10 protein-coding genes, 1 pseudogene and 1 riboswitch are annotated in these 19494 nt (G+C 60.4%); of the genes and pseudogenes, 6 read left to right on the top strand and 5 right to left on the bottom strand.

Annotated features, from left to right (window positions below; all coding sequences use genetic code 11):
- Positions 1-3: 3 nt before the first annotated feature.
- Positions 4-1287, bottom strand: a pseudogene (locus CAF77_RS29785) (HAMP domain-containing protein); the annotation flags it as partial.
- Positions 1288-1550: 263 nt separating this feature from the next.
- On the opposite strand from CAF77_RS29785, the gene CAF77_RS21830 reads away from it, so the two are divergent.
- Positions 1551-2369 (top strand): M48 family metallopeptidase, encoded by an 819-nt coding sequence (locus CAF77_RS21830; protein WP_011335892.1) that lies wholly within the window; start codon positions 1551-1553, stop codon positions 2367-2369.
- A gap of 44 nt (positions 2370-2413) precedes the next feature.
- Here CAF77_RS21830 and CAF77_RS21835 read toward each other — a convergent pair whose 3' ends face one another.
- From CAF77_RS21835 to CAF77_RS21845, 3 genes are all read right to left on the bottom strand, one after another.
- A complete protein-coding gene (locus CAF77_RS21835; RefSeq protein WP_007956837.1) occupies positions 2414-2998 on the bottom strand; it encodes a TMEM165/GDT1 family protein in 585 nt (194 codons plus the stop codon).
- Positions 2999-3086: 88 nt separating this feature from the next.
- Positions 3087-3209: riboswitch (yybP-ykoY riboswitch) on the bottom strand.
- A gap of 40 nt (positions 3210-3249) precedes the next feature.
- Positions 3250-4248 (bottom strand): class I SAM-dependent methyltransferase, encoded by a 999-nt coding sequence (locus CAF77_RS21840; protein ID WP_064383982.1) that lies wholly within the window; start codon positions 4246-4248, stop codon positions 3250-3252.
- 33 nt (positions 4249-4281) lie between these two features.
- Entirely contained in the window at positions 4282-5247 is a 966-nt protein-coding gene (locus CAF77_RS21845; RefSeq protein ID WP_085655277.1) for a 2-hydroxyacid dehydrogenase, read from the bottom strand.
- A 91-nt stretch (positions 5248-5338) separates the two neighbouring features.
- Here CAF77_RS21845 and CAF77_RS21850 point away from each other — a divergent pair, with 91 nt between their 5' ends.
- From CAF77_RS21850 to CAF77_RS21870, 5 genes are all read left to right on the top strand, one after another.
- On the top strand, positions 5339-5968 hold the full coding sequence (locus CAF77_RS21850) for a LysE family translocator (RefSeq protein ID WP_085655278.1): 630 nt from the start codon (positions 5339-5341) through the stop codon (positions 5966-5968).
- Positions 5969-6124: 156 nt separating this feature from the next.
- A complete protein-coding gene (locus CAF77_RS21855) occupies positions 6125-7807 on the top strand; it encodes a fatty acid--CoA ligase (RefSeq protein WP_085655279.1) in 1683 nt (560 codons plus the stop codon).
- Between the two features lie 336 nt (positions 7808-8143).
- Positions 8144-10033, top strand: coding sequence for a DUF1302 domain-containing protein (locus CAF77_RS21860; RefSeq protein WP_064383978.1), 1890 nt, complete (start codon positions 8144-8146; stop codon positions 10031-10033).
- Between the two features lie 27 nt (positions 10034-10060).
- Positions 10061-11425, top strand: a complete 1365-nt coding sequence (locus tag CAF77_RS21865; RefSeq protein ID WP_039766281.1) for a DUF1329 domain-containing protein — start codon at positions 10061-10063, stop codon at positions 11423-11425.
- Positions 11426-11612: 187 nt separating this feature from the next.
- Positions 11613-14348 carry a LuxR C-terminal-related transcriptional regulator gene (locus CAF77_RS21870; protein ID WP_064383976.1) on the top strand — a complete coding sequence of 912 codons (2736 nt, stop codon included), beginning with the start codon at positions 11613-11615 and terminating at the stop codon, positions 14346-14348.
- Positions 14349-14443: 95 nt separating this feature from the next.
- On the opposite strand, the gene CAF77_RS21875 is transcribed toward CAF77_RS21870, so the two are convergent.
- On the bottom strand, positions 14444-19303 hold the full coding sequence (locus CAF77_RS21875) for a M10 family metallopeptidase (protein WP_085655280.1): 4860 nt from the start codon (positions 19301-19303) through the stop codon (positions 14444-14446).
- Positions 19304-19494 lie beyond the last annotated feature (191 nt).

The raw sequence follows: 19494 nt of genomic DNA on the forward strand, positions 1-19494 counted from the left end.
GGCGAGGAAGGTATTGAAGCCTTTGGCGATGGAGCCGAGTTCGTCGTTGCGATCACTGGTCAAACGACGGGTCAGGTCACCTTCGCCCTGAGCGATGTCATCGAGCATGGTCACCATTTGCTTCAGCGGACGGGCGATGCCGTGGCCCACCAGCCAGATCACCAGCAGGCCGAGGCCGGCGATGATCAGGCCGACCATGGCCATGCCGAAGGTGTCGGATTTGCGCTGGGCATCGAGGTCGCCTTGCAGCTTTTGCAGATCAGCCATCACCGCGTCTAGCGGCAGTTGCAGCATCAGTGTCCAGCGCGTGTCGGTCTGGCCGATGCCGAACGGCAGATACAACTCGATCCGGCCTTGCTCTTTATTGACGGTGTAAGTCACTTCGCCGCGCTTGAGATTGGCCATGTTGGCAATCTGTTGGGCGTCGAGAATGTCGCTGACCTTCTCGCCGAATTTGCTCGGGTCCTTGGTATAGGCGACGATCCGGCCGTTGCTGCCGATCAGGGCCATTTGCCCGGCGCCGCTGTACAGCTTTTGGTTAGCGCCCAGGAGCATTTCCTGGATGAAGTTCACCGACAGGTCGGCGCCGACGATGCCCTGGAAGGCGCCGTTGAGCATGATCGGTTCAATAAAGGAGGCGAGCATGACGATCTTGTCGCCGACCTTGTACGGGGCGGGATCGATCACGCAGGACTTTTTGGTTTCTTTCGAGCACAGGTAGTACTCGCTGGCGCGCACGCCGGTGGACAGGACTTTCTGGTCGTCGACGTCCACCAGTTTGTCCAGGCCCAGGGTGCCGTCGTCGTTGCGGAACCACCACGGCAGGAAGCGCCCGTTGGCGGGATCGATCCCGACAACCTGAGTGCCGACGTAGGCCGCGTCATTGTGGTCCAGTGCGTTCTTTTCCCAGCCGATGTAGGTGCCGAGAATCTTCGGATTCTTCTCGACGTTTTCCTTGATCAGGCTGATCAGTTGCTCGCGGCTGACGTTCAGGCGTGGCTGGCCGTCGGCGCCCGGTGTGCCGAGCAGGGCGTTGACGCGCACCAGTCCGCCGGCAATCAGCAGCGGCGCTTCCAGTTCGCGCTGGATCTGGCTGACCTGAGTCTGCGCCAGCGACGTCAGGCGCTGTTCGATGACTTGCTCGAACTGGGCCTGAGTCCGTTGCTGGACCATTTCCTGGGTGCGGGCACCGGAGAACAGCGCATACAGCACCAGCGCAGCGACTACGCTGAGCACGATGGCGCCGGCCAGGGCTGCCACGGAAAACTGGATCGACTTGAACTTCATGGGAGCTCCGCACGCGAGAGGACGTCTGCGCTGTTGTATCGGCAGCCACTATTGAGCCATGAGGTATAGAGAGAGTAATTGCAGCGCAATGTCGCAAATGGATCAGTGAGCGACGCAGTTGCAGCGGGTTTGTCGGTGGATATGAATGTTTTCCTACAGGTCAGAAGGAGGTCTTCTGAAATCAGGTGCAACACGTCCGTTGTATCTGGCGTCGATACCATTACCCGCCTAGGATACGCGGCAGGTTTTCAGGGAGCTTTTGAATGAACAAGACATTGGTTGTAAGTGCACTGAGCGCAGCGCTGTTGCTGGCCGGTTGTCAGTCGGTCAACACCACCAGCGGCGGTGCCGTGGGCGTCGAGCGCAAGCAGTACATGTTCAGCATGCTGTCCTCGCAAGAGGTCGACCAGATGTATGCCCAGTCCTATCAGAAGACCGTGGGCGAAGCGTCCAGCAAAGGCGTGCTGGACAAGACCAGCAACGATGCCAAACGTGTTCAGGCGATTGCCAACCGCTTGATCGCTCAGGCGCCGAACTTCCGTCCGGATGCGGCGCAATGGCAGTGGGAAGTGAACCTGATCAAGAGCGACGAGCTCAACGCCAACTGCGGGCCTGGCGGCAAGATCATTTTCTACACCGGTCTGATCGACAGCCTGAAACTCACCGACGATGAAATCGCCGCGGTCATGGGCCATGAAATCGCCCACGCCCTGCGCGAGCATGGTCGTGAAGCCATGTCCAAGGCTTATGGCATCGAAATGGCCAAGCAGGGCGCCGGTGCGTTGCTCGGCCTGGGTCAGGACAGCCTGGCGCTGGCCGACACCGTGGCCAACTACGGCATGACGCTGCCCAACAGCCGCGCCAACGAGAACGAGGCCGACCTGATCGGTCTGGAACTGGCCGCGCGTGCCGGGTACAACCCGAATGCCGCCATTACCCTGTGGAACAAGATGAGCAAGGCCTCTGAAGGCGCGCCGCCGGAGTTCATGAGCACTCACCCGTCTTCCAGCAGCCGCACGGCTGCGTTGCAGGCGGCGATTCCGAAGGTCATGCCGCTTTACGAGAAAGCGCCCAAGTCCTGAAACCATGATCGCTCCCACACTGAGTGGGGGAGCGATCTGCCGGATCAAACCCAGCCGCTGCTCTGCATTGCCTTGTAGACCGCGACGATTGCCAGGATCAGGAACGCCGAGGCGGCCAGTCGACGGATCAGGGTCAGTGGCAGTTTCTCCGCTGCAAAATTACCCGCCAGTACCACCGGCACGTTGGCGATCAGCATGCCCGCCGTGGTGCCGATGATCACCAGCCACAGCTCCGGGTATTGCGCCGCCAGCATCACGGTAGCGATCTGGGTCTTGTCACCGATTTCCGCGAGGAAGAACGCAATCAGCGTGGTCAGGAATGGCCCGAACTTGCGGGCGGTGCTGGCTTCATCGTCATCCATCTTGTCCGGCACCAGCGTCCACAGGGCGGTGGCGGCGAAACTTGCGGCGAGAATCCAGTGCAGGACGGAATCGGAGAAGAAGCTGCCGAACCAGGCGCCGACCGCACCGGCTGCCGCGTGGTTGGCCAGGGTCGCAGCCACGATACCGGCGATGATCGGCCAGGGTTTGCGGAAGCGAGCGGCGAGAATCAGCGCGAGCAGTTGCGTCTTGTCGCCGATTTCGGCCAAGGCAACGATTGCGGTGGGAACGAGTAACGAGTCCAGCATCAGGATTTCCTAAGGGGCGGGTCGACACGGCTATGACACGTACAGCCTTCCCGCCCCGGGTAAGGTGTGCGTGTCATAGGTCTTGTCAAACCCTGCGATCCGTCTGGTGCGGACGCTTGGGTCGCATACGCCATGATCTGAGGATCAAGTATGTTGACGTATGCCGGACGAGCTTGGCGCTCGTGGGAGACTACTCCCCTAGGACGGAGCGGATTCTGCCTAGGCGCAATCCATTCGGCAAGTGCTAATTTTCAGCCGCGCTTGGCCCGGTAAATCCGGAAACCATTGCCTTCGGCCTTGATCGCGCAGACTCCGAGATGCTCCTCGATCAGCGGCTGGTATTTCAGGAAGCTGTTGGCAACCAGACGAAGTTCGCCGCCGTTTTTCAGATGTTTGGCCGCTTTTCGCAGCAAATTCTCGGTGGCGAAATAATCGGTGTGGACGCCGACATGGAACGGTGGATTGCTCAGAATCGCGTTCAAACCCATCGGCGCGGCGTCGATGCCGTCACCGGTCAGCACCTCGGCTTCCAGACCATTGGCGGCCAGGGTCAGCCGGCTGCTGGCGGCAGCGAAGGCATCAACGTCGAGCAACGTGACCTGATTGTGCGGGTAACGACGCTTGACCGCCGCGCCAAGCACGCCGGCACCGCAACCGAAGTCCAGCAAATGACCGCTCGGCAGTTTGTCCAGGTGTTCCAGCAGCAGGGCGCTGCCGCGATCCAGTCGGCCATGGCTGAACACGCCCGGCAGGCTGATGACTGTCAACGGGCCTTCGGCCAGCGGCAGTTCGTAGGTTTGCGCCAGGCTTTCCAGCGGTTTGGCTTCAGGTGCGTTGGCCACCGTCACTTGCCACAGCTGACAGTGTCGTGCGCTGTCGAGCTTGCGCGGTTTGCCGAACGGGTTGAGCTGTTTGGAGGCGCCTTCGATACCGCTGCGTTTCTCCCCGACCAGATACACCTCACGCCCGGCCAAGCGCGAAGCCACGGCATTGAGGATGTAATCGGTCAGGTCCTTGGCCTTGGGCAGGAACACCACGGCATTGGTGAATTCGCGCTCCGGCACGTTCACGCCAAAATGGCTACGCCCTTCGAAGCGCGCTTCGAGCGCAGCCTGATCGCCGGCATGCCAGCACCAGCCAAACGCCTCGGGCAGGCGCCCCAAAAGATCATCGGCAGGCAAACCGGCCAACAACACCGAACCCTGGAATAACTCGGCCTGACGAAGCAGTACTTCACTGCGCGGATCCATAACTGCTCCTGTGAAAAAAAGTGCCGCAGTTTATCAACTGACGACCCGCAGCGCCTTACCGCTGTAGAACGCCCGGGTGTTTTCCACCAGTTGGCCGACGATTCGCTGCCGCGCTTCGCGACTGCCCCAGGCGTTATGCGGGGTGACGATCAGGCGCGGGATGTCGGCGGCCAGCAGCGGATTGCCGTTGGTCGGTGGTTCGACGCTCAACACATCGGTGGCCGCGCCGCCGAGATGACCACTGCGCAGAGCATCGGCCAGGGCCTGTTCATCGATCAACCCGCCACGGGCGGTGTTGACCACGAAGGCGCCGGGTTTCATCGAAGCGAGTTCGCGGGCGCCGATGAAGTGCCGGGTGTGTTCGTTGAGCGGGCAGTGCAGGGTGAGGGCGTCGATTTGCGGCAGCAATTCTTCCAGTGGCAGGCGATCCGGACGGGCCGGGCGCCCCGGAATCTGCCCCAGCAACACGCGCATGCCGAAGGCTTCGGCCAGTCGCGCGACCGCGCCGCCGAGTTCGCCATGACCGAGCAAGCCAAGGGTTTTGCCTTCCAGCTCGACGATCGGGTAATCCAGCAGGCAGAACTGTTTTGCTTGCTGCCAGCGGCCTTGGCTGACGGCTTTTTGATAATCGGCCAGACGCGTGGCGAGGTTGAGCAACAGCATGATCGTGTGCTGCGCCACCGACGGCGTGCCGTATCCCTGACAGTTGCACACGGTGATGCCGTGGGCGCGGGCGGCGGCCAGATCGACGTTGTTGGTGCCGGTGGCGGTGATCAGGATCAGCTTCAGCTGTGGGTTGGCGGCCATGGCGGCGGCGTCGATCAGGACCTTGTTGCTGATCGCCACGGTCGCACCTTGCAGGCGTTCGGCAACCTGCGCAGGCAACGTCTGGGCGAACAGTTGCAGATCGCTGAAGCAGTCACGCAAAGGGCTCAGATCGAGATCGCCAAGATCCAGCGAAGGGTGATCGAGGAATACGGCGCGGTGGGCGTTCGTCATCAACTGTACCTGTCGTGCTTTGAAGGGAAGGCGTAATCTGCCGAGCCTACCAGATGAAACAACTCGTTACGCTTGGCCGAAAGGAGCCCCCATGTACTGGACCGAATTCTTGACCGTTGCCCTGATCCACCTGCTGGCCGTCGCCAGTCCCGGTCCTGATTTCGCCGTGGTGGTGCGCGAAAGCGTGACTCACGGGCGTCGTGCCGGAACCTGGACGGCGTTGGGCGTGGGCACGGCGATTTTCCTGCACGTCGGTTATTCGTTGCTGGGGATCGGCCTGATCGTTTCCCAATCGATCGTGCTGTTCAACGCCCTGAAATGGGCGGCGGCCGCGTACCTGCTGTACATCGGCTTCAAGGCCTTGCGCGCGCAACCGGCAAAAACCGTGACCGATGATCTGCATAAAGAGGCCGGTGAGCGCACCGCCCGTGGCGCCTTCACCTCGGGTTTCGTGACCAACGGCCTGAATCCGAAAGCCACGCTGTTCTTCCTGTCGCTGTTCACCGTGGTGATCAACCCGCACACCCCGCTGGCAGTCCAGGCCGGTTACGGCATCTATCTCGCCGTCGCGACCGCGACCTGGTTCTGCCTGGTGGCAATGTTGTTCAGCCAGCAGCGCGTGCGCGCCGGTTTCGCCCGTATGGGCCACTGGTTCGACCGCACCATGGGCGCGGTGCTGATCGCCATCGGCGTGAAACTCGCGTTCACCGAAATGCATTGACCCTGCGGTAACGTAACGGATTCCGGCAAATGCTGGCGCAAAGCTAGCATTTGTACGGCTCTGCAAATCATTCCTTTGGCTGATTTGGCTGACGTATAACGGTTCTAGAGTACGAAACTCCAACGCCAACACCGTGCAGTCAGAAAAGGGATTCTTATGTTGCAGACTCGCGTTATTCCGCCCGCCGAAGGGGCGTACCAGTATCCACTGCTGATTAAACGGCTGCTGATGTCGGGCGCCCGTTACGAGAAAACCCGCGAGATCATCTACCGTGACCAGCTGCGTTACAGCTACCCGACCCTGATCGAGCGTGTTGCGCGGCTGGCCAACGTGCTGACGGCGGCCGGCGTAAAGGCGGGTGACACCGTGGCGGTAATGGACTGGGACAGCCATCGCTACCTGGAGTGCATGTTTGCGATCCCGATGATCGGCGCGGTGATTCACACCATCAACGTGCGTCTGTCGCCGGAACAGATCCTCTACACCATGAACCACGCCGAGGACCGCTTCGTGCTGGTCAACAGCGAGTTCGTCGGGCTGTATCAGGCCATCGCGCCGCACCTGACCACGGTGGAGAAAACCCTGCTGCTGACCGATCTTGCGGAAAAAACCGCCGATCTGCCGAATCTGGTCGGCGAATACGAGCAATTGCTGGCGGCCGCCAGTCCCCAGTACGACTTCCAGGATTTCGACGAGAACTCGGTCGCCACCACGTTCTACACCACGGGCACCACCGGCAATCCGAAAGGTGTGTATTTCACCCATCGGCAACTGGTGCTGCACACCATGGGCGTGTCGACCATCATGGGCGCCATCGACAGTGTGCGGCTGCTGGGCACCAACGACGTGTACATGCCGATCACCCCGATGTTCCATGTGCATGCGTGGGGCTTGCCGTACGTGGCGACCATGCTCGGGCTCAAGCAGGTTTATCCGGGGCGTTACGACCCGGAATTCCTGGTCGAGCTGTGGCGCAAGGAAAAGGTCACGTTTTCACATTGCGTGCCGACCATCCTGCAGATGGTGCTCAATGCCAAAGGCGCGCAGGGCACCGATTTCGGCGGCTGGAAAATCGTCATCGGCGGCAGTGCCCTCAATCGAACACTGTATGAAACAGCCAAAAGCAAGGGCATTCAACTGACGGCCGCTTACGGCATGTCGGAAACCGGGCCACTGGTTTCGTGCGCGCATCTGAACGACGAATTGATGGCAGGCACCGAAGACGAGCGCACCACTTACCGGATCAAGGCCGGCGTGCCGGGGCCATTGGTCGAAGCAGCCATCGTCGACACCGAGGGCAATTTCCTCCCGGCGGACGGCGAGACCCAGGGCGAACTGGTGCTGCGCGCACCGTGGCTGACCGAAGGTTACTTCAACGAACCGCAGAAGGGCGCCGAGCTGTGGGCCGGCGGCTGGCTGCACACCGGCGACGTCGCCACGCTGGACAGCATGGGCGTGATCGACATCCGCGACCGGATCAAGGACGTGATCAAGACCGGCGGCGAGTGGATCTCTTCGCTGGACCTCGAAGACCTGATCAGCCGGCACGTCGCGGTACGTGAAGTAGCAGTGGTGGGGATCGCCGATCCGCAGTGGGGCGAGCGCCCGTTTGCCTTGCTGGTGGTGCGCGAAGGGCACGTTATCGGGGCGCGCGAGCTCAAGGAACACCTCAAGCCGTTCGTAGAACTGGGGCACTTGAGCAAGTGGGCGATTCCGAGTCAGATCGCGCTTGTTACTGAAATTCCCAAGACCAGTGTCGGCAAGCTCGACAAGAAGCGCATCCGCCTCGACATCACCGAATGGCAGGCCAACAACAGCACCTTCCTCTCGACGCTTTGAGCGTCCGCTGGCGCGCCGAAAACGGCGCGCCAGACCCACCAAGCAAGCGCTTGGCTTGTGAAATCCGAATTTTCAGCCATCCTTGCCGTGCCGACATGTGTCGGACTGGCGAAAGGACTGTTCCAGAGTGGCCGGCAGCTGCAAATCACACTTTAGAGGGATCAAGCAGTACCACCTGCTGGCTATAGTCCGCTCAAGGATTTTTAAGAACGGGGCACACGCACAAACGGGGCGATGCAACATTGAAGCGATTTCGGGAAGCCTCTGGCACCCGGTCCTTCAGGCGTTCTTAAAAGTACTCACTGCCATAACAATAATGCACATGGAGTAGCGTCGATGACCTCAGTAAACCAGTTCTGGCGCCGGGCAAAGCTGCCTCTGGCCGTCAGTCTTGCTTCTTCGCTCGCCGGGCCCGCATTCGGCGTCAGTTTCAACGTCGGTGAAATCGAAGGCCAGTTCGACTCCTCCCTGTCGATCGGTGCCAGTTGGTCCACCCAGAGCCCGAACAAGAACCTCATCGGCGTCAACAATGGCGGTCACGGTCTGTCCCAGACTTCCGACGACGGCCACGCCAACTTCAAGAGCGGCGAAACCTTCTCGAAGATCTTCAAGGGCATCCATGACCTTGAACTGAAATACGGCGACACCGGCGTGTTCGTCCGTGGCAAGTACTGGTACGACTTCGAACTGAAGGACGAGAGCCGCGAGTTCAAGGACATCAGCGACAGCAACCGCAAGGAAGGCGCCAAGTCCGCCGGCGGCCAGATCCTCGATGCCTTCGTCTACCACAACTACGCGATCGCCGATCAGCCGGGCTCCGTGCGTCTGGGCAAACAGGTGGTGAGCTGGGGTGAAAGTACCTTCATCGGTGGCGGCATCAACTCGATCAACCCGATCGACGTTTCCGCGTTCCGTCGCCCAGGCGCCGAGATCAAGGAAGGCCTGATCCCGGTCAACATGTTCTACGTGTCCCAGAGCCTGACCGACAACCTGTCGGCCGAAGCCTTCTATCAGCTGGAATGGGACCAGACCGTCGTCGACAACTGCGGCACGTTCTTCTCCCAGCCGGACATTATTGCCGACGGCTGCACCGACAACTTGCGCGTACTCAACAAGCGCTCGCAGATCCCGGCCATTGCCCTGGGGCCATTGGCGGCCAACGGTGTCAACGTCAATGAAGAAGGCGTGCTGGTGCCGCGCGGCGCCGATCGCGATGCGCGCGACAGCGGCCAGTGGGGCGCGTCCCTCAAGTACATGTTCGAACCGCTGGACACCGAATTCGGTGCCTACTTCATGAATTACCACAGCCGTGCGCCGATCTTCAGTGCCACTGGCGCGCCGCAATCGGTGTACAACGGCGTAGCCGCATTGCCAGGTCCGTTTCAGGCACTCGGGCCGCTGCTGGTCGCGGGCAATTCGAAGTACTTCGTCGAGTACCCTGAAGACATCCGCCTCTACGGTCTGAGCTTCTCCACCACCTTGCCTACCGGTACGGCGTGGAGCGGTGAGATCAGCTATCGCCCGAATGCACCCGTGCAACTTAACTCCACCGACATCCTGTTCGCCGGTGTGCGTCCGCTGGGTGGCCCTTACGCCAACGCATCGCTGCTCAATGGCGTGCCGGGCCAGGATCTGCATGGCTACGAGCGCAAGGAAATCACTCAACTGCAAACCACCTTCACGCACTTCTTCGATCAGGTCATGGGCGCCAGCCGTCTGACCCTGGTGGGTGAAGTGGGCATGACTTACGTGGGCGGCCTCGAAAGCCGATCCGACAAGCGCTATGGCCGCGATCCGGTCTATGGCCCGGGCGAGCTGCCAGCCACCGGTACCACCAACACCTGCGTCAACATCCTCAACAACGGCACCATCAACGGTGCCGGACCAGGTTCGCCGCAGAACAACCGCAGCCGCAATTGCGACAACGACGGTTTCACCACGTCGATGTCCTGGGGCTACCGCGGCCGTGCGATCTGGGAATACAACGATGTCTTCGCCGGTGTGAACCTCAAGCCGAACGTGGCCTGGTCCCACGACGTCAGCGGCTACTCGCCAGGCCCTGGCGGCAACTTCGAGGAAGGTCGCAAGGCCGTCAGTCTGGGCGTCGATGCCGAGTATCAGAACACCTACACCGCGAGCCTGGCGTACACCAACTTCTTCGACGGCAAGTACACCACCGTGGATGACCGCGATTTCGTGGCGCTCAGCCTCGGCGTGAACTTCTAAGCACTGCATTTCAGGACGAACGAATTTATGAAAATAACAAAGAGTCTGTTCCACGCCGGTGTTCTGAGCCTGTCGCTGCTGGCGACCGGCGTCATGGCGGCGGTGCCTGCCGCCGAAGCGGACAAGCTGGGCAAGAGCCTGACCCCGATGGGCGCCGAAATGGCCGGTAACGCCGACGGCTCGATCCCGGCCTGGAAACCGATGCCGAAAAATGCCGGCACCGTCGACAGCAAAGGTTTCCTGTCCGATCCGTACGCCAGTGAGAAACCGCTGTTCACCATCACCAAGCAGAACGTCGATCAGTACAAGGCCAAGCTCGCGCCGGGCCAATACGCGATGTTCCAGCGCTATCCTGACACCTTCAAGATGCCGGTCTATCCGTCCCATCGCGGTGCCACCGTGCCGGATGCGGTGTTCGCAGCCATCAAGAAGAACGCCACCACCACGACCCTGGTGTCGGGCGGTAACGGTCTGGAAAACTTCGATACCGCCGTGCCGTTTCCGATTCCGAAAACCGGTGTGGAAGTGATCTGGAACCACATCACCCGCTATCGCGGCGGCAGCGTGACGCGTCTGGTGACCCAGGCCACGCCGCAACCGAACGGCTCGTTCAGCCTGGTGTACTTCCAGGACCAGTTCGTGTTCCGCGACAAGATGAAGGATTACGATCCGGCGAACCCGGGCAACATCCTGTTCTACTTCAAGCAGAAAGTGACCGCGCCGGCACGTCTGGCCGGTGGCGTGCTGCTGGTGCACGAAACCCTCGACCAGGTGAAGGAACCGCGTTCGGCGTGGGTCTACAACGCCGGTCAGCGTCGTGTGCGCCGCGCACCGCAAGTGTCCTATGACGGCCCGGGTACCGCGGCGGACGGCCTGCGTACCTCCGACAACCTGGACATGTTCAACGGCGCACCGGATCGCTACGACTGGAAACTGGTCGGCAAGCAGGAGATGTACATCGCCTCCGACAGCTACAAGCTCGACGATCCGAAACTCAAGTACACCGACATCATCAAGGCCGGGCACATCAACCAGGATCTGGCGCGTTATGAACTGCGTCGCGTCTGGCACGTGACCGCGACCCTGAAGGAAGGTCAGCGTCACATCTACGCCAAGCGTGACTTCTTCATCGACGAAGACACCTGGCAAGCCGCTGTCATCGACCACTACGACGGTCGTGGCCAACTGTGGCGCGTCGCCGAAGCGCACGCCGAGAACTACTACGACAAGCAAGTGCCGTGGTATGCCCTGGAAACCCTCTACGATCTGCAATCCGGTCGTTATCTGGCGCTGGGCATGAAGAACGAAGAGAAGTCGGCGTATGACTTCGGCTTCACCGCCACCACCAGCGACTTCACCCCGGCCGCCCTGCGTCAGGACGGTGTTCGCTAAGCTGCTGTAAACCGAGGCCGCATCCTCGTGAAAACGCCCCGACTGGTTCGGGGCGTTTTTTTTGCTATCAATTTTTCCGTAGGCTTTTTGTAGCCATTTGTAGCAACGACCTTCATAACCGCTCCGTTTAAGGCTAGTCTGCGGACATCTGCTACGCCGCCAACAGCCATACGAACAAGAGCCGGCCATGACTGATCTGTCCCCACTTCCGGGTCCCGCAAGCGTTGCCGTCGCGGCACTGGACGGGCGTTTTTTTCGCCCGCCGCTACCCGATGGCTACGTGCTGCGACCCCGTTTGTGCGAGCGCCTGAGTGCGGGGCTCGGAGGGCGCCTGTTGCTGGTCAGCGCTCCGGCCGGTTTTGGCAAGAGTTCGCTGGCGGTGGAGTTCTGCCAGAGTTTGCCGGCGCACTGGCAAAGTCTGTGGCTGGGCCTGAGCGCTCGCGACAGTGATCCGGGACGCTTCCTCGAGCGCTTGCTCGAGGGTCTGCAAGACTACTTTCCCGAACTCGGCAGCCGCGCACTCGGTTTATTGAAAATGCGCCAGCGTCATCAGCCATTCGCCTTCGAGGAATGGCTCGACGGCTTGCTCGATGAACTGGCTCTGCACCTGCTACCGACCTCGCCGTTGCTGCTCGTGCTCGACGATTACCACCTCGCGCAAGGGCCGGTGCTTGATCGTTGCCTGCAGTTTTTCCTCAACCATTTGCCCGATGGTCTGCTGGTCATGGTCACCAGTCGGCAGCGCCCGGACTGGCACCTGGCCCGTCTGCGCCTGTCGCGCCAGTTGCTGGAACTGCACGAACAGGATCTGCGCCTGACCCACGATGAAGCCCTGGCACTGCTCGATCGTCACAGCAGCTCACTGCGTGGCGAGGCGCTGGAAAACCTGATCCAGCGCAGCGAAGGCTGGGTGGCCGGGTTGCGATTCTGGCTGCTGGCGATTTCTGAAGCCGGCACCGAATCGGCCTTGCCTCAAGCGTTGAGCGGCGGGGAAGGGCTGATCCGTGAATACCTGCTGGAGGAAGTCATCGACTGCCTGCCCGCCGTGGTGCAGGCGTTCCTTTATGACACCGCACCGCAGGAGCGCTTTTGCAGCGAGCTGTGCGACGCGGTGCGCGAATCCCATGACAGTGCCGAGATCCTGCGTTTTCTGCTGGCACATCAGGTATTCCTCGTGCCGTTGGACGAGCACGGGCACTGGTATCGTTATCACCATCTGTTTTCGGATTTGCTGCGCAGTCGTCCCGTCGCCGGGGCGCTGGTACCGGCGGCCACGCTGCACCTGCGCGCTTGCCGCTGGTTCAATGCCCAGGGCCTGCTGGATGAAGCGGTGGAACAGGCATTGCGTGCAGGGCATCTGGACGTTGCGGCGAATCTGGTACAGAACCTGTCCGAAGAACAACTGCTGGCCGAGCAGAACGTCGGCATGCTGCTGCGCTGGAAAATGGACTTGCCTGACAGCCTGCTGATCAGCACCCCGCGCCTGATCGTGTTGTACAGCTGGGCGTTGGGACTGGCCTGTCAGCTCGACGCGGCCGAAGAACTCGCCAGTCACCTGAGCCGGTTTCTGCCGGCACCTTCTGCCACTGCACAGAAATCGATGTTGGCCCAATGGCTGGCGCTCAAGGGCATCATCGCCCGTGGGCGGGGCCATCGCGAGCAGACCATCGAATATTGCAGCGAGGCACTGGAAAGCCTGCCGGCCAAGCGCTACGGCCAGCGCCTGATGTGCCTGTCGACCTTGTCCAACCTCGCGATCGCCGACGGTGATCTGTGGCGTGCACGGGGCCTGAACCGCGAGTCGCTTGAACTGGCGCAGCGGGTCGGCAATCCATTGTTCGAGGCGCTGGCGCATTACGATCGTGCCCGCGTCCTGCAGGCACGGGGCGAAATCCTGCGCGCGCTCGATGAAGTGCGCCAAGGGCTGGAGCGCTTGCGCGGCTTGTCCGTACAGCGGTTGTACGCCGTGCGTGCGCGACTGACGCTGTACGAGGGTTTTCTGCTGGCCATGCGGTTGCAGCCGCAGGCGGCAAGGGTGCGATTGCAGGCAGGCCTGACTGAAGCGCGGGCCTGTCGCGACATCAGCGTGCTGATCGGTCACTGCGTGATCGCCCGCCTGGACGGCAACAGCGGTGATTACGCCCGGGCTTTCGCCGAACTGGCAGAAGCCGAGCGTCTGATGCACATCTGGGATGTGCCACCGATCTACTATCTGGCGATGATTACTCTGGTCAAATGCGAGTTGTGGCTGGCGCAGGGGCGGATTGACCTGGCCGAAGCCTGGCTGGCGCGACTGGGCCAGACCTACACCGGCGAACGCGCGGCGGCTCCGCCGGAGTTTCATCCGCAGCTGCCGTTGCATGTCGAATTGCAGCAGGCGCTGCTGGATGTCATTCAGGGGCAGCCGATGCTTGCTGAGGGTCGGCTGAACGTGCTGCTGGAGAACGGCCAGCAAACCGGACGACAGCTGCTCAGCGTGATGGCGTTGACGCAAAAAGTGGCGTTGCTGCTGGCGGATGGGCGCGAACCCGAAGCCCGCAAGGCGTTGAGTCAGGCGCTGGAAGCGGCGGCCGGCGGGGTCCTGCAACCCTTCGATGCGCTGGTCAAAGAACATGCGGACTGGCTGCGGGGGCAATTGTCTCTGACCGCACCGACACCTGTCGGTCAGCAATTGCTCGAGCATTTTCCCCAGACGCCGGCTCGCTCGACTGCGGAGTCGGCCGTCACTGAACAGCTCAGCAGTCGAGAGCTCGCCGTTTTGCGGTTGATTGCTCGGGGTTGCTCGAATCAGGAAATCAGCGATCAGTTGTTCATCTCGCTGCACACGGTTAAAACCCATGCCAGCCATATCAACAGCAAGCTGGGAGTGGAGCGCCGGACACAGGCGGTGGCGCGGGCCAAAGAACTCGGAGTTTTGAGCTGAGACTTCGGGCTCGATCAAGGCAAACAAAAACGCCCCGAATCAATCGAGGCGTTTTTGTTGTATGACCCGCGAGCGGGCCGGGGGAAAACGTTGTATCAGGCGACCAGATCGTTGGTGTTGAAGTCGTTTACGCCCACCAGCTGGATTTCAAAGTCTGCACCAGCGTTGCCACTGACGTTGCCCGATAGTACGTGGTCGATGAAGCGCAGTTGACCTGCTCCGGTGAAATCGGCAGCACCGATAAAGCTGAACCCGTTGAAACCGGCAGTCAGCAAGTTGGCATCAAACTGAGTCAGGTCGATCTTGTCTCCCTGCAGGCTGTTGAAGTCAGTGATGACGTCACGGTTGGCTCCGATGCCCATTTGATTGACCGCCGCAAACACGAACGTGTCGGCCCCCGCGCCACCCGTGAGGATGTCGGCCCCGGCACCGCCGTCGAGGACGTTGTTGCCCGAGTTGCCGGTGATCTGGTTGTTCAGTGCGTTGCCGGTACCGTGCAAGTTGGCGCTGCCTTGCAGGATCAGGTTTTCGACATTGTTGGTCAGGGTGTAATCGACCGACGCGTACACATAATCGATTTCCGATGCCGAAGTGCCGTTCTCGATGACCACGTCACCGACGTTGTCCACCACATAGATGTCGTTGCCGGCACCACCGTTCATGGTGTCGGCGCCGGCGCCGCCATTGATGATGTTGTTGCCGGCGTTACCGGTGATCACGTTGTTCAGCTCGTTGCCGTTACCCGACGTGTTGCCCATGCCGGTGAGCACGAGATTTTCGAGATTGGCGCCCAGTGTCCAGTCCACGGAGGACTGAACGGTGTCGATCTCGCCGACCACGGTGCTGGTTTCGAAGATTGCATCATTGATGCTGTCGACGATGTAGGTGTCGTTGCCGGCCCCGCCGACCAGAACGTCGCCGCCGCCGACGCCGCCGTCGAGGATATTGTCGCCGGAGTTGCCGGTAATCAGGTTGGCCAGGCTGTTGCCGGTACCGTTGATGTTGGCGGTGCCCTGCAGGGTGAGGTACTCGACGTTGGCGCCCAGGGTGTAACTGACTGTCGAGTAGACCGAGTCGATTTCCGAAGCCAGGGTGCTGGTTTCGATGATCACGTCACCGACGTTGTCCACCACATAGATATCGTTGCCGGCGCCGCCAACCATTGTGTCGGCTCCGGTGCCGCCGTTGAGGAGGTTGCTGTCGGCGTTGCCGATCAGGGTGTTGTCGAGGCTGTTGCCAAGCACGGTGAATACGCCGGCCCCCAGCACTGCGACGTTCTCCATGTTGTTCAGATTGCTCTGATTCAGGTCAATGGTATTAGTCTGCGCCGTGGCATTGAAGGTGATGGACAGGGTGTCGGTACCTTCATTGGCCAGTTCCTGCACCAGTGCCAGTTCGTCGAACTGGTCGAGGCTGTAGGTATCGTTGCCCTTGCCACCGATCATGGTGTCGAGGCCGGCGCCGCCGTCAAGAACGTTGTTGCCATCGTTGCCGGTCAGCACGTTGTTCAGGCTGTTGCCGACCGCGAAGGTGTTGCCGGTACCGGTCAGCGTGATGTTTTCAATGTTGGCGCCCAGCACATAGGAAACCGAGGCCAGGACACTGTCGATCTCGCTCGCCAGGGTGCTGGTTTCGACGACGACATCCCCGGCGTTGTCGACGATGTAGGTGTCGTTGCCTGTCCCGCCAATCAGGATGTCGGCCCCGGCACCGCCGTCGAGGACGTTGTTGCCCGAGTTGCCGGTGATCTGGTTGTTCAGTGCGTTGCCGGTACCGTTGAGGTTGGCGCTGCTTTGCAGGATCAGGTTTTCGACATTATTGGTCAGGGTGTAGTTGATCGACGCGTACACATAATCGATTTCCGATGCCGAAGTGCCGTTCTCGATGACCACGTCACCGACGTTGTCGACCACATAGATGTCATTGCCGGCACCACCGTTCATGGTGTCGGCGCCGGCGCCGCCGTTGATGACGTTGTTGCCGGCGTTACCGGTGATCATGTTGTCCCGCTCGTTGCCGGTGCCCGAAGTGTTGCCGGTGCCGGTGAGCACGAGATTTTCGAGGTTGGCGCCCAACGTCCAGTCCACGGATGACTGGACGGTGTCGATCTCGCCGACCACGGTGCTGGTTTCGAAGATTGCATCATTGATGCTGTCGACGATGTAGGTGTCGTTGCCGGCCCCGCCGACCAGAACGTCGCCGCCGCCGACGCCGCCGTCGAGGATATTGTCGCCGGAGTTGCCGGTAATCAGGTTGCCCAGGTTGTTGCCGGTACCGTTGATGTTGGCGGTGCCCTGCAGGGTGAGGTACTCGACATTGGCACCCAGGGTGTAGCTGATCGACGAGAGAACGGTGTCGATTTCCGACACCAGGGTGCTGGTTTCGACGACGACATCACCGGCGTTGTCGACGATGTAGGTGTCGTTGCCGGTCCCGCCAATCATGATGTCGGCCCCGGCACCGCCGTCGAGGACGTTGTTGCCCGCGTTGCCGGTGATCTGGTTGTTCAGCGCGTTGCCGGTACCATTGAGGTTGGCGTTGCCTTGCAGGACCAGGTTTTCGACATTGTTGGTCAGGGTGTAGTCGATCGACGCATACACATAGTCGATTTCCGATGCCGAGGTACCGTTCTCGATGACCACGTCGCCGATGTTGTCGACCACATAGATGTCGTTACCGGCGCCACCGTTCATGGTATCGGCCCCGGCGCCGCCATTGACGATGTTGTTGCCGGCGTTACCGGTGATCACGTTGTCCTGCTCGTTGCCGTTACCCGACGTGTTGCCCATGCCGGTGAGCACAAGATTTTCGAGATTGGCGCCCAGTGTCCAGTCCACGGAGGACTGAACGGTGTCGATCTCGCCGACCACGGTGCTGGTTTCGAAGATTGCATCATTGATGCTGTCGACGATGTAGGTGTCGTTGCCGGCACCACCGACCAGAACGTCGCCGCCACCGACGCCGCCATCGAGGATGTTGTCGCCGGAGTTGCCGGTGATCAGGTTGGCCAGGCTGTTGCCGGTACCATTGATGTTGGCGTTGCCCTGCAGGGTGAGGTACTCAACGTTGGCGCCCAGGGTGTAACTGACCGTCGAGTACACTGAGTCGATTTCCGAAGCCAGGGTGCTGGTTTCGATGATTACGTCGCCGACGTTGTCCACCACATAGATATCGTTGCCGGCGCCGCCAATCATGGTGTCGGCACCGGTGCCACCGTTGAGCAGGTTGCTGTCGCCATTACCGATGAGAGTGTTGTCGAGGCTGTTGCCAAGCACGTTGAACACGCCGGCCCCCAGCACTGCGACATTCTCCATGTTGTTCAGATTGCTCTGATTCAAGTCAATGGTGCTGGTCTGCGGCGTGGCATTGAAAGTGATGGACAGGGTGTCGGTACCTTCATTGGCCAGTTCCTGCACCAGTGCCAGTTCGCCGAACTGGTCGAGGCTGTAGGTATCGTTGCCTCTGCCACCGATCATGGTGTCGAGGCCGGCGCCGCCGTCGAGGACGTTGTTGCCATCGTTGCCGGTCAGCACGTTGTTCAGGCTGTTGCCGACCGCGAAGGTGTTGCCGGTACCGGTCAGCGTGATGTTTTCAATATTGGCACTCAGCACGTAGGAAACCGAGGCCAGGACACTGTCGATCTCGCTCGCCAGAGTGCTGGTTTCGAAGATGACATCACCGGCGTTGTCGACGATGTAGGTGTCGTTGCCGGTACCGCCCACCAGAATGTCTGCACCCGCGCCGCCATCAAGGATGTTGTTGCCCGAGTTGCCGAAGATCTGGTTGTTAAGCGCGTTGCCGGTACCATTGAGGTCGGCGCTGCCTTGCAGAGTCAGATTCTCGACATTGTTGGTCAGGGTGTAGCTGATGGATGCGTACACCGAGTCGATTTCCGATGCCGAGGTACCGTTCTCGATCACCACGTCACCGATGTTGTCGACGACATAGATGTCGTTGCCTGCGCCGCCGTCCATCGTGTCGGCACCTGCCATGCCGTCGAGCAGGTTGCTCAGGTCATTGCCGATGAGGGTGTCATTGAACGCCGAACCGTAGGCGTTTTCGATTTTGGTGCCGTAGGCAATGGCCAGCCCTTCGTTGAACGAAGTCATGGTATCGGTTTGCAGGAATGCCTTACCGATCTGGCTGAATGCGCCTTCGTTCAGGTTGATACGTACGGCCTGAAGCTGGTTGCTGCCGTCGATAGCATCGACGCCGCCGGTATCCCAGATGGTTTCGAAAACCGATTGGTCTGGAGCCCAGTTGTAAAAGTTGTTGCCTGACTGATATTGGGTATTGGCACCGTACAGTTTCTGGATCGCCAGAATGTCCAGCAGCATCGGAGTGGTCGGCTGGTAGGAGTAGGAGTCGTTGTAGCTCATCACCGTGTACCGGACATCGTCCAGGGCCGGGGTGAGGATGGTGCGGTTATCGCTGCTGGCTTCAAACGGATGCTTGAGGCCCAGGGCATGGCCGATCTCATGCACAAAAGTCAGATAGTCGTATGAACCTTTGACCGGGGACGGATCGTTGGTCTGCGGGCCTATCCAGACATCGCCTGCTACCGGGGTTTCATCCGGGAAGTATGCCCATGCCGCATATTTTGAGTCCATGCCCAGATAACCGCCAAAACGCAGGTCGCCTACGCTGGAGATGGATTCCTGCACACGAGTGAACTGGAGATTGGCAACGGAGCTCCACATGCTCAGAGCGCTGGTCACCGCATTTTCCTGAGCCGTGGACAGGGTGAACCCGTTCAGATACTCATTATTAGGGCTGTAGTCGCGAGCGAAATAGGAGTTGTTGGTGGTGACGAAGCTATAGGTCAGCAGGGTCGGGGTGCCGCTTTTGTGAAACAGCGTCCCTGTCCAGTAGTCACCAGCCAGAAGGCTGTCGAGTGCCTTGTTGCCGGTCATCGTCGTGAACGTGGTGTAGGAATATCCGGTTGGAGTAGGCATATTGGTTCCTGAATGCTCTGCGGCCTTTCCGTATTGCGACCGCTACAAAGAAAGCGATTTTGCACGAGAATTTTCAAATTGACATCATTTGGCCACTATTTTGATTAGTGGCGTCAGAATACTGCCCCGGCGACCTGTATCGGCAGTTGACGTAGAATTCTGAAGACTCGCGCTGCGTACGTTTCGGCGCC

Source organism: Pseudomonas sp. R15(2017), assembly GCF_002112685.1.
In the GTDB taxonomy this organism is placed as follows: domain Bacteria; phylum Pseudomonadota; class Gammaproteobacteria; order Pseudomonadales; family Pseudomonadaceae; genus Aquipseudomonas; species Aquipseudomonas glycinae.

Bases quoted from the DNA above. Each gene is read 5' to 3' on its own strand.
- CAF77_RS21870 (WP_064383976.1), top strand. From the start codon at position 11,613: ATGACTGATCTGTCCCCACTTCCGGGTCCCGCAAGCGTTGCCGTCGCG.
- CAF77_RS21835 (WP_007956837.1), bottom strand. From the start codon at position 2,998: ATGCTGGACTCGTTACTCGTTCCCACCGCAATCGTTGCCTTGGCCGAA.
- CAF77_RS21855 (WP_085655279.1), top strand. From the start codon at position 6,125: ATGTTGCAGACTCGCGTTATTCCGCCCGCCGAAGGGGCGTACCAGTAT.
- CAF77_RS21850 (WP_085655278.1), top strand. From the start codon at position 5,339: ATGTACTGGACCGAATTCTTGACCGTTGCCCTGATCCACCTGCTGGCC.
- CAF77_RS21840 (WP_064383982.1), bottom strand. From the start codon at position 4,248: ATGGATCCGCGCAGTGAAGTACTGCTTCGTCAGGCCGAGTTATTCCAG.
- CAF77_RS21845 (WP_085655277.1), bottom strand. From the start codon at position 5,247: ATGACGAACGCCCACCGCGCCGTATTCCTCGATCACCCTTCGCTGGAT.
- CAF77_RS21830 (WP_011335892.1), top strand. From the start codon at position 1,551: ATGAACAAGACATTGGTTGTAAGTGCACTGAGCGCAGCGCTGTTGCTG.
- CAF77_RS21860 (WP_064383978.1), top strand. From the start codon at position 8,144: ATGACCTCAGTAAACCAGTTCTGGCGCCGGGCAAAGCTGCCTCTGGCC.
- CAF77_RS21865 (WP_039766281.1), top strand. From the start codon at position 10,061: ATGAAAATAACAAAGAGTCTGTTCCACGCCGGTGTTCTGAGCCTGTCG.
- CAF77_RS21875 (WP_085655280.1), bottom strand. From the start codon at position 19,303: ATGCCTACTCCAACCGGATATTCCTACACCACGTTCACGACGATGACC.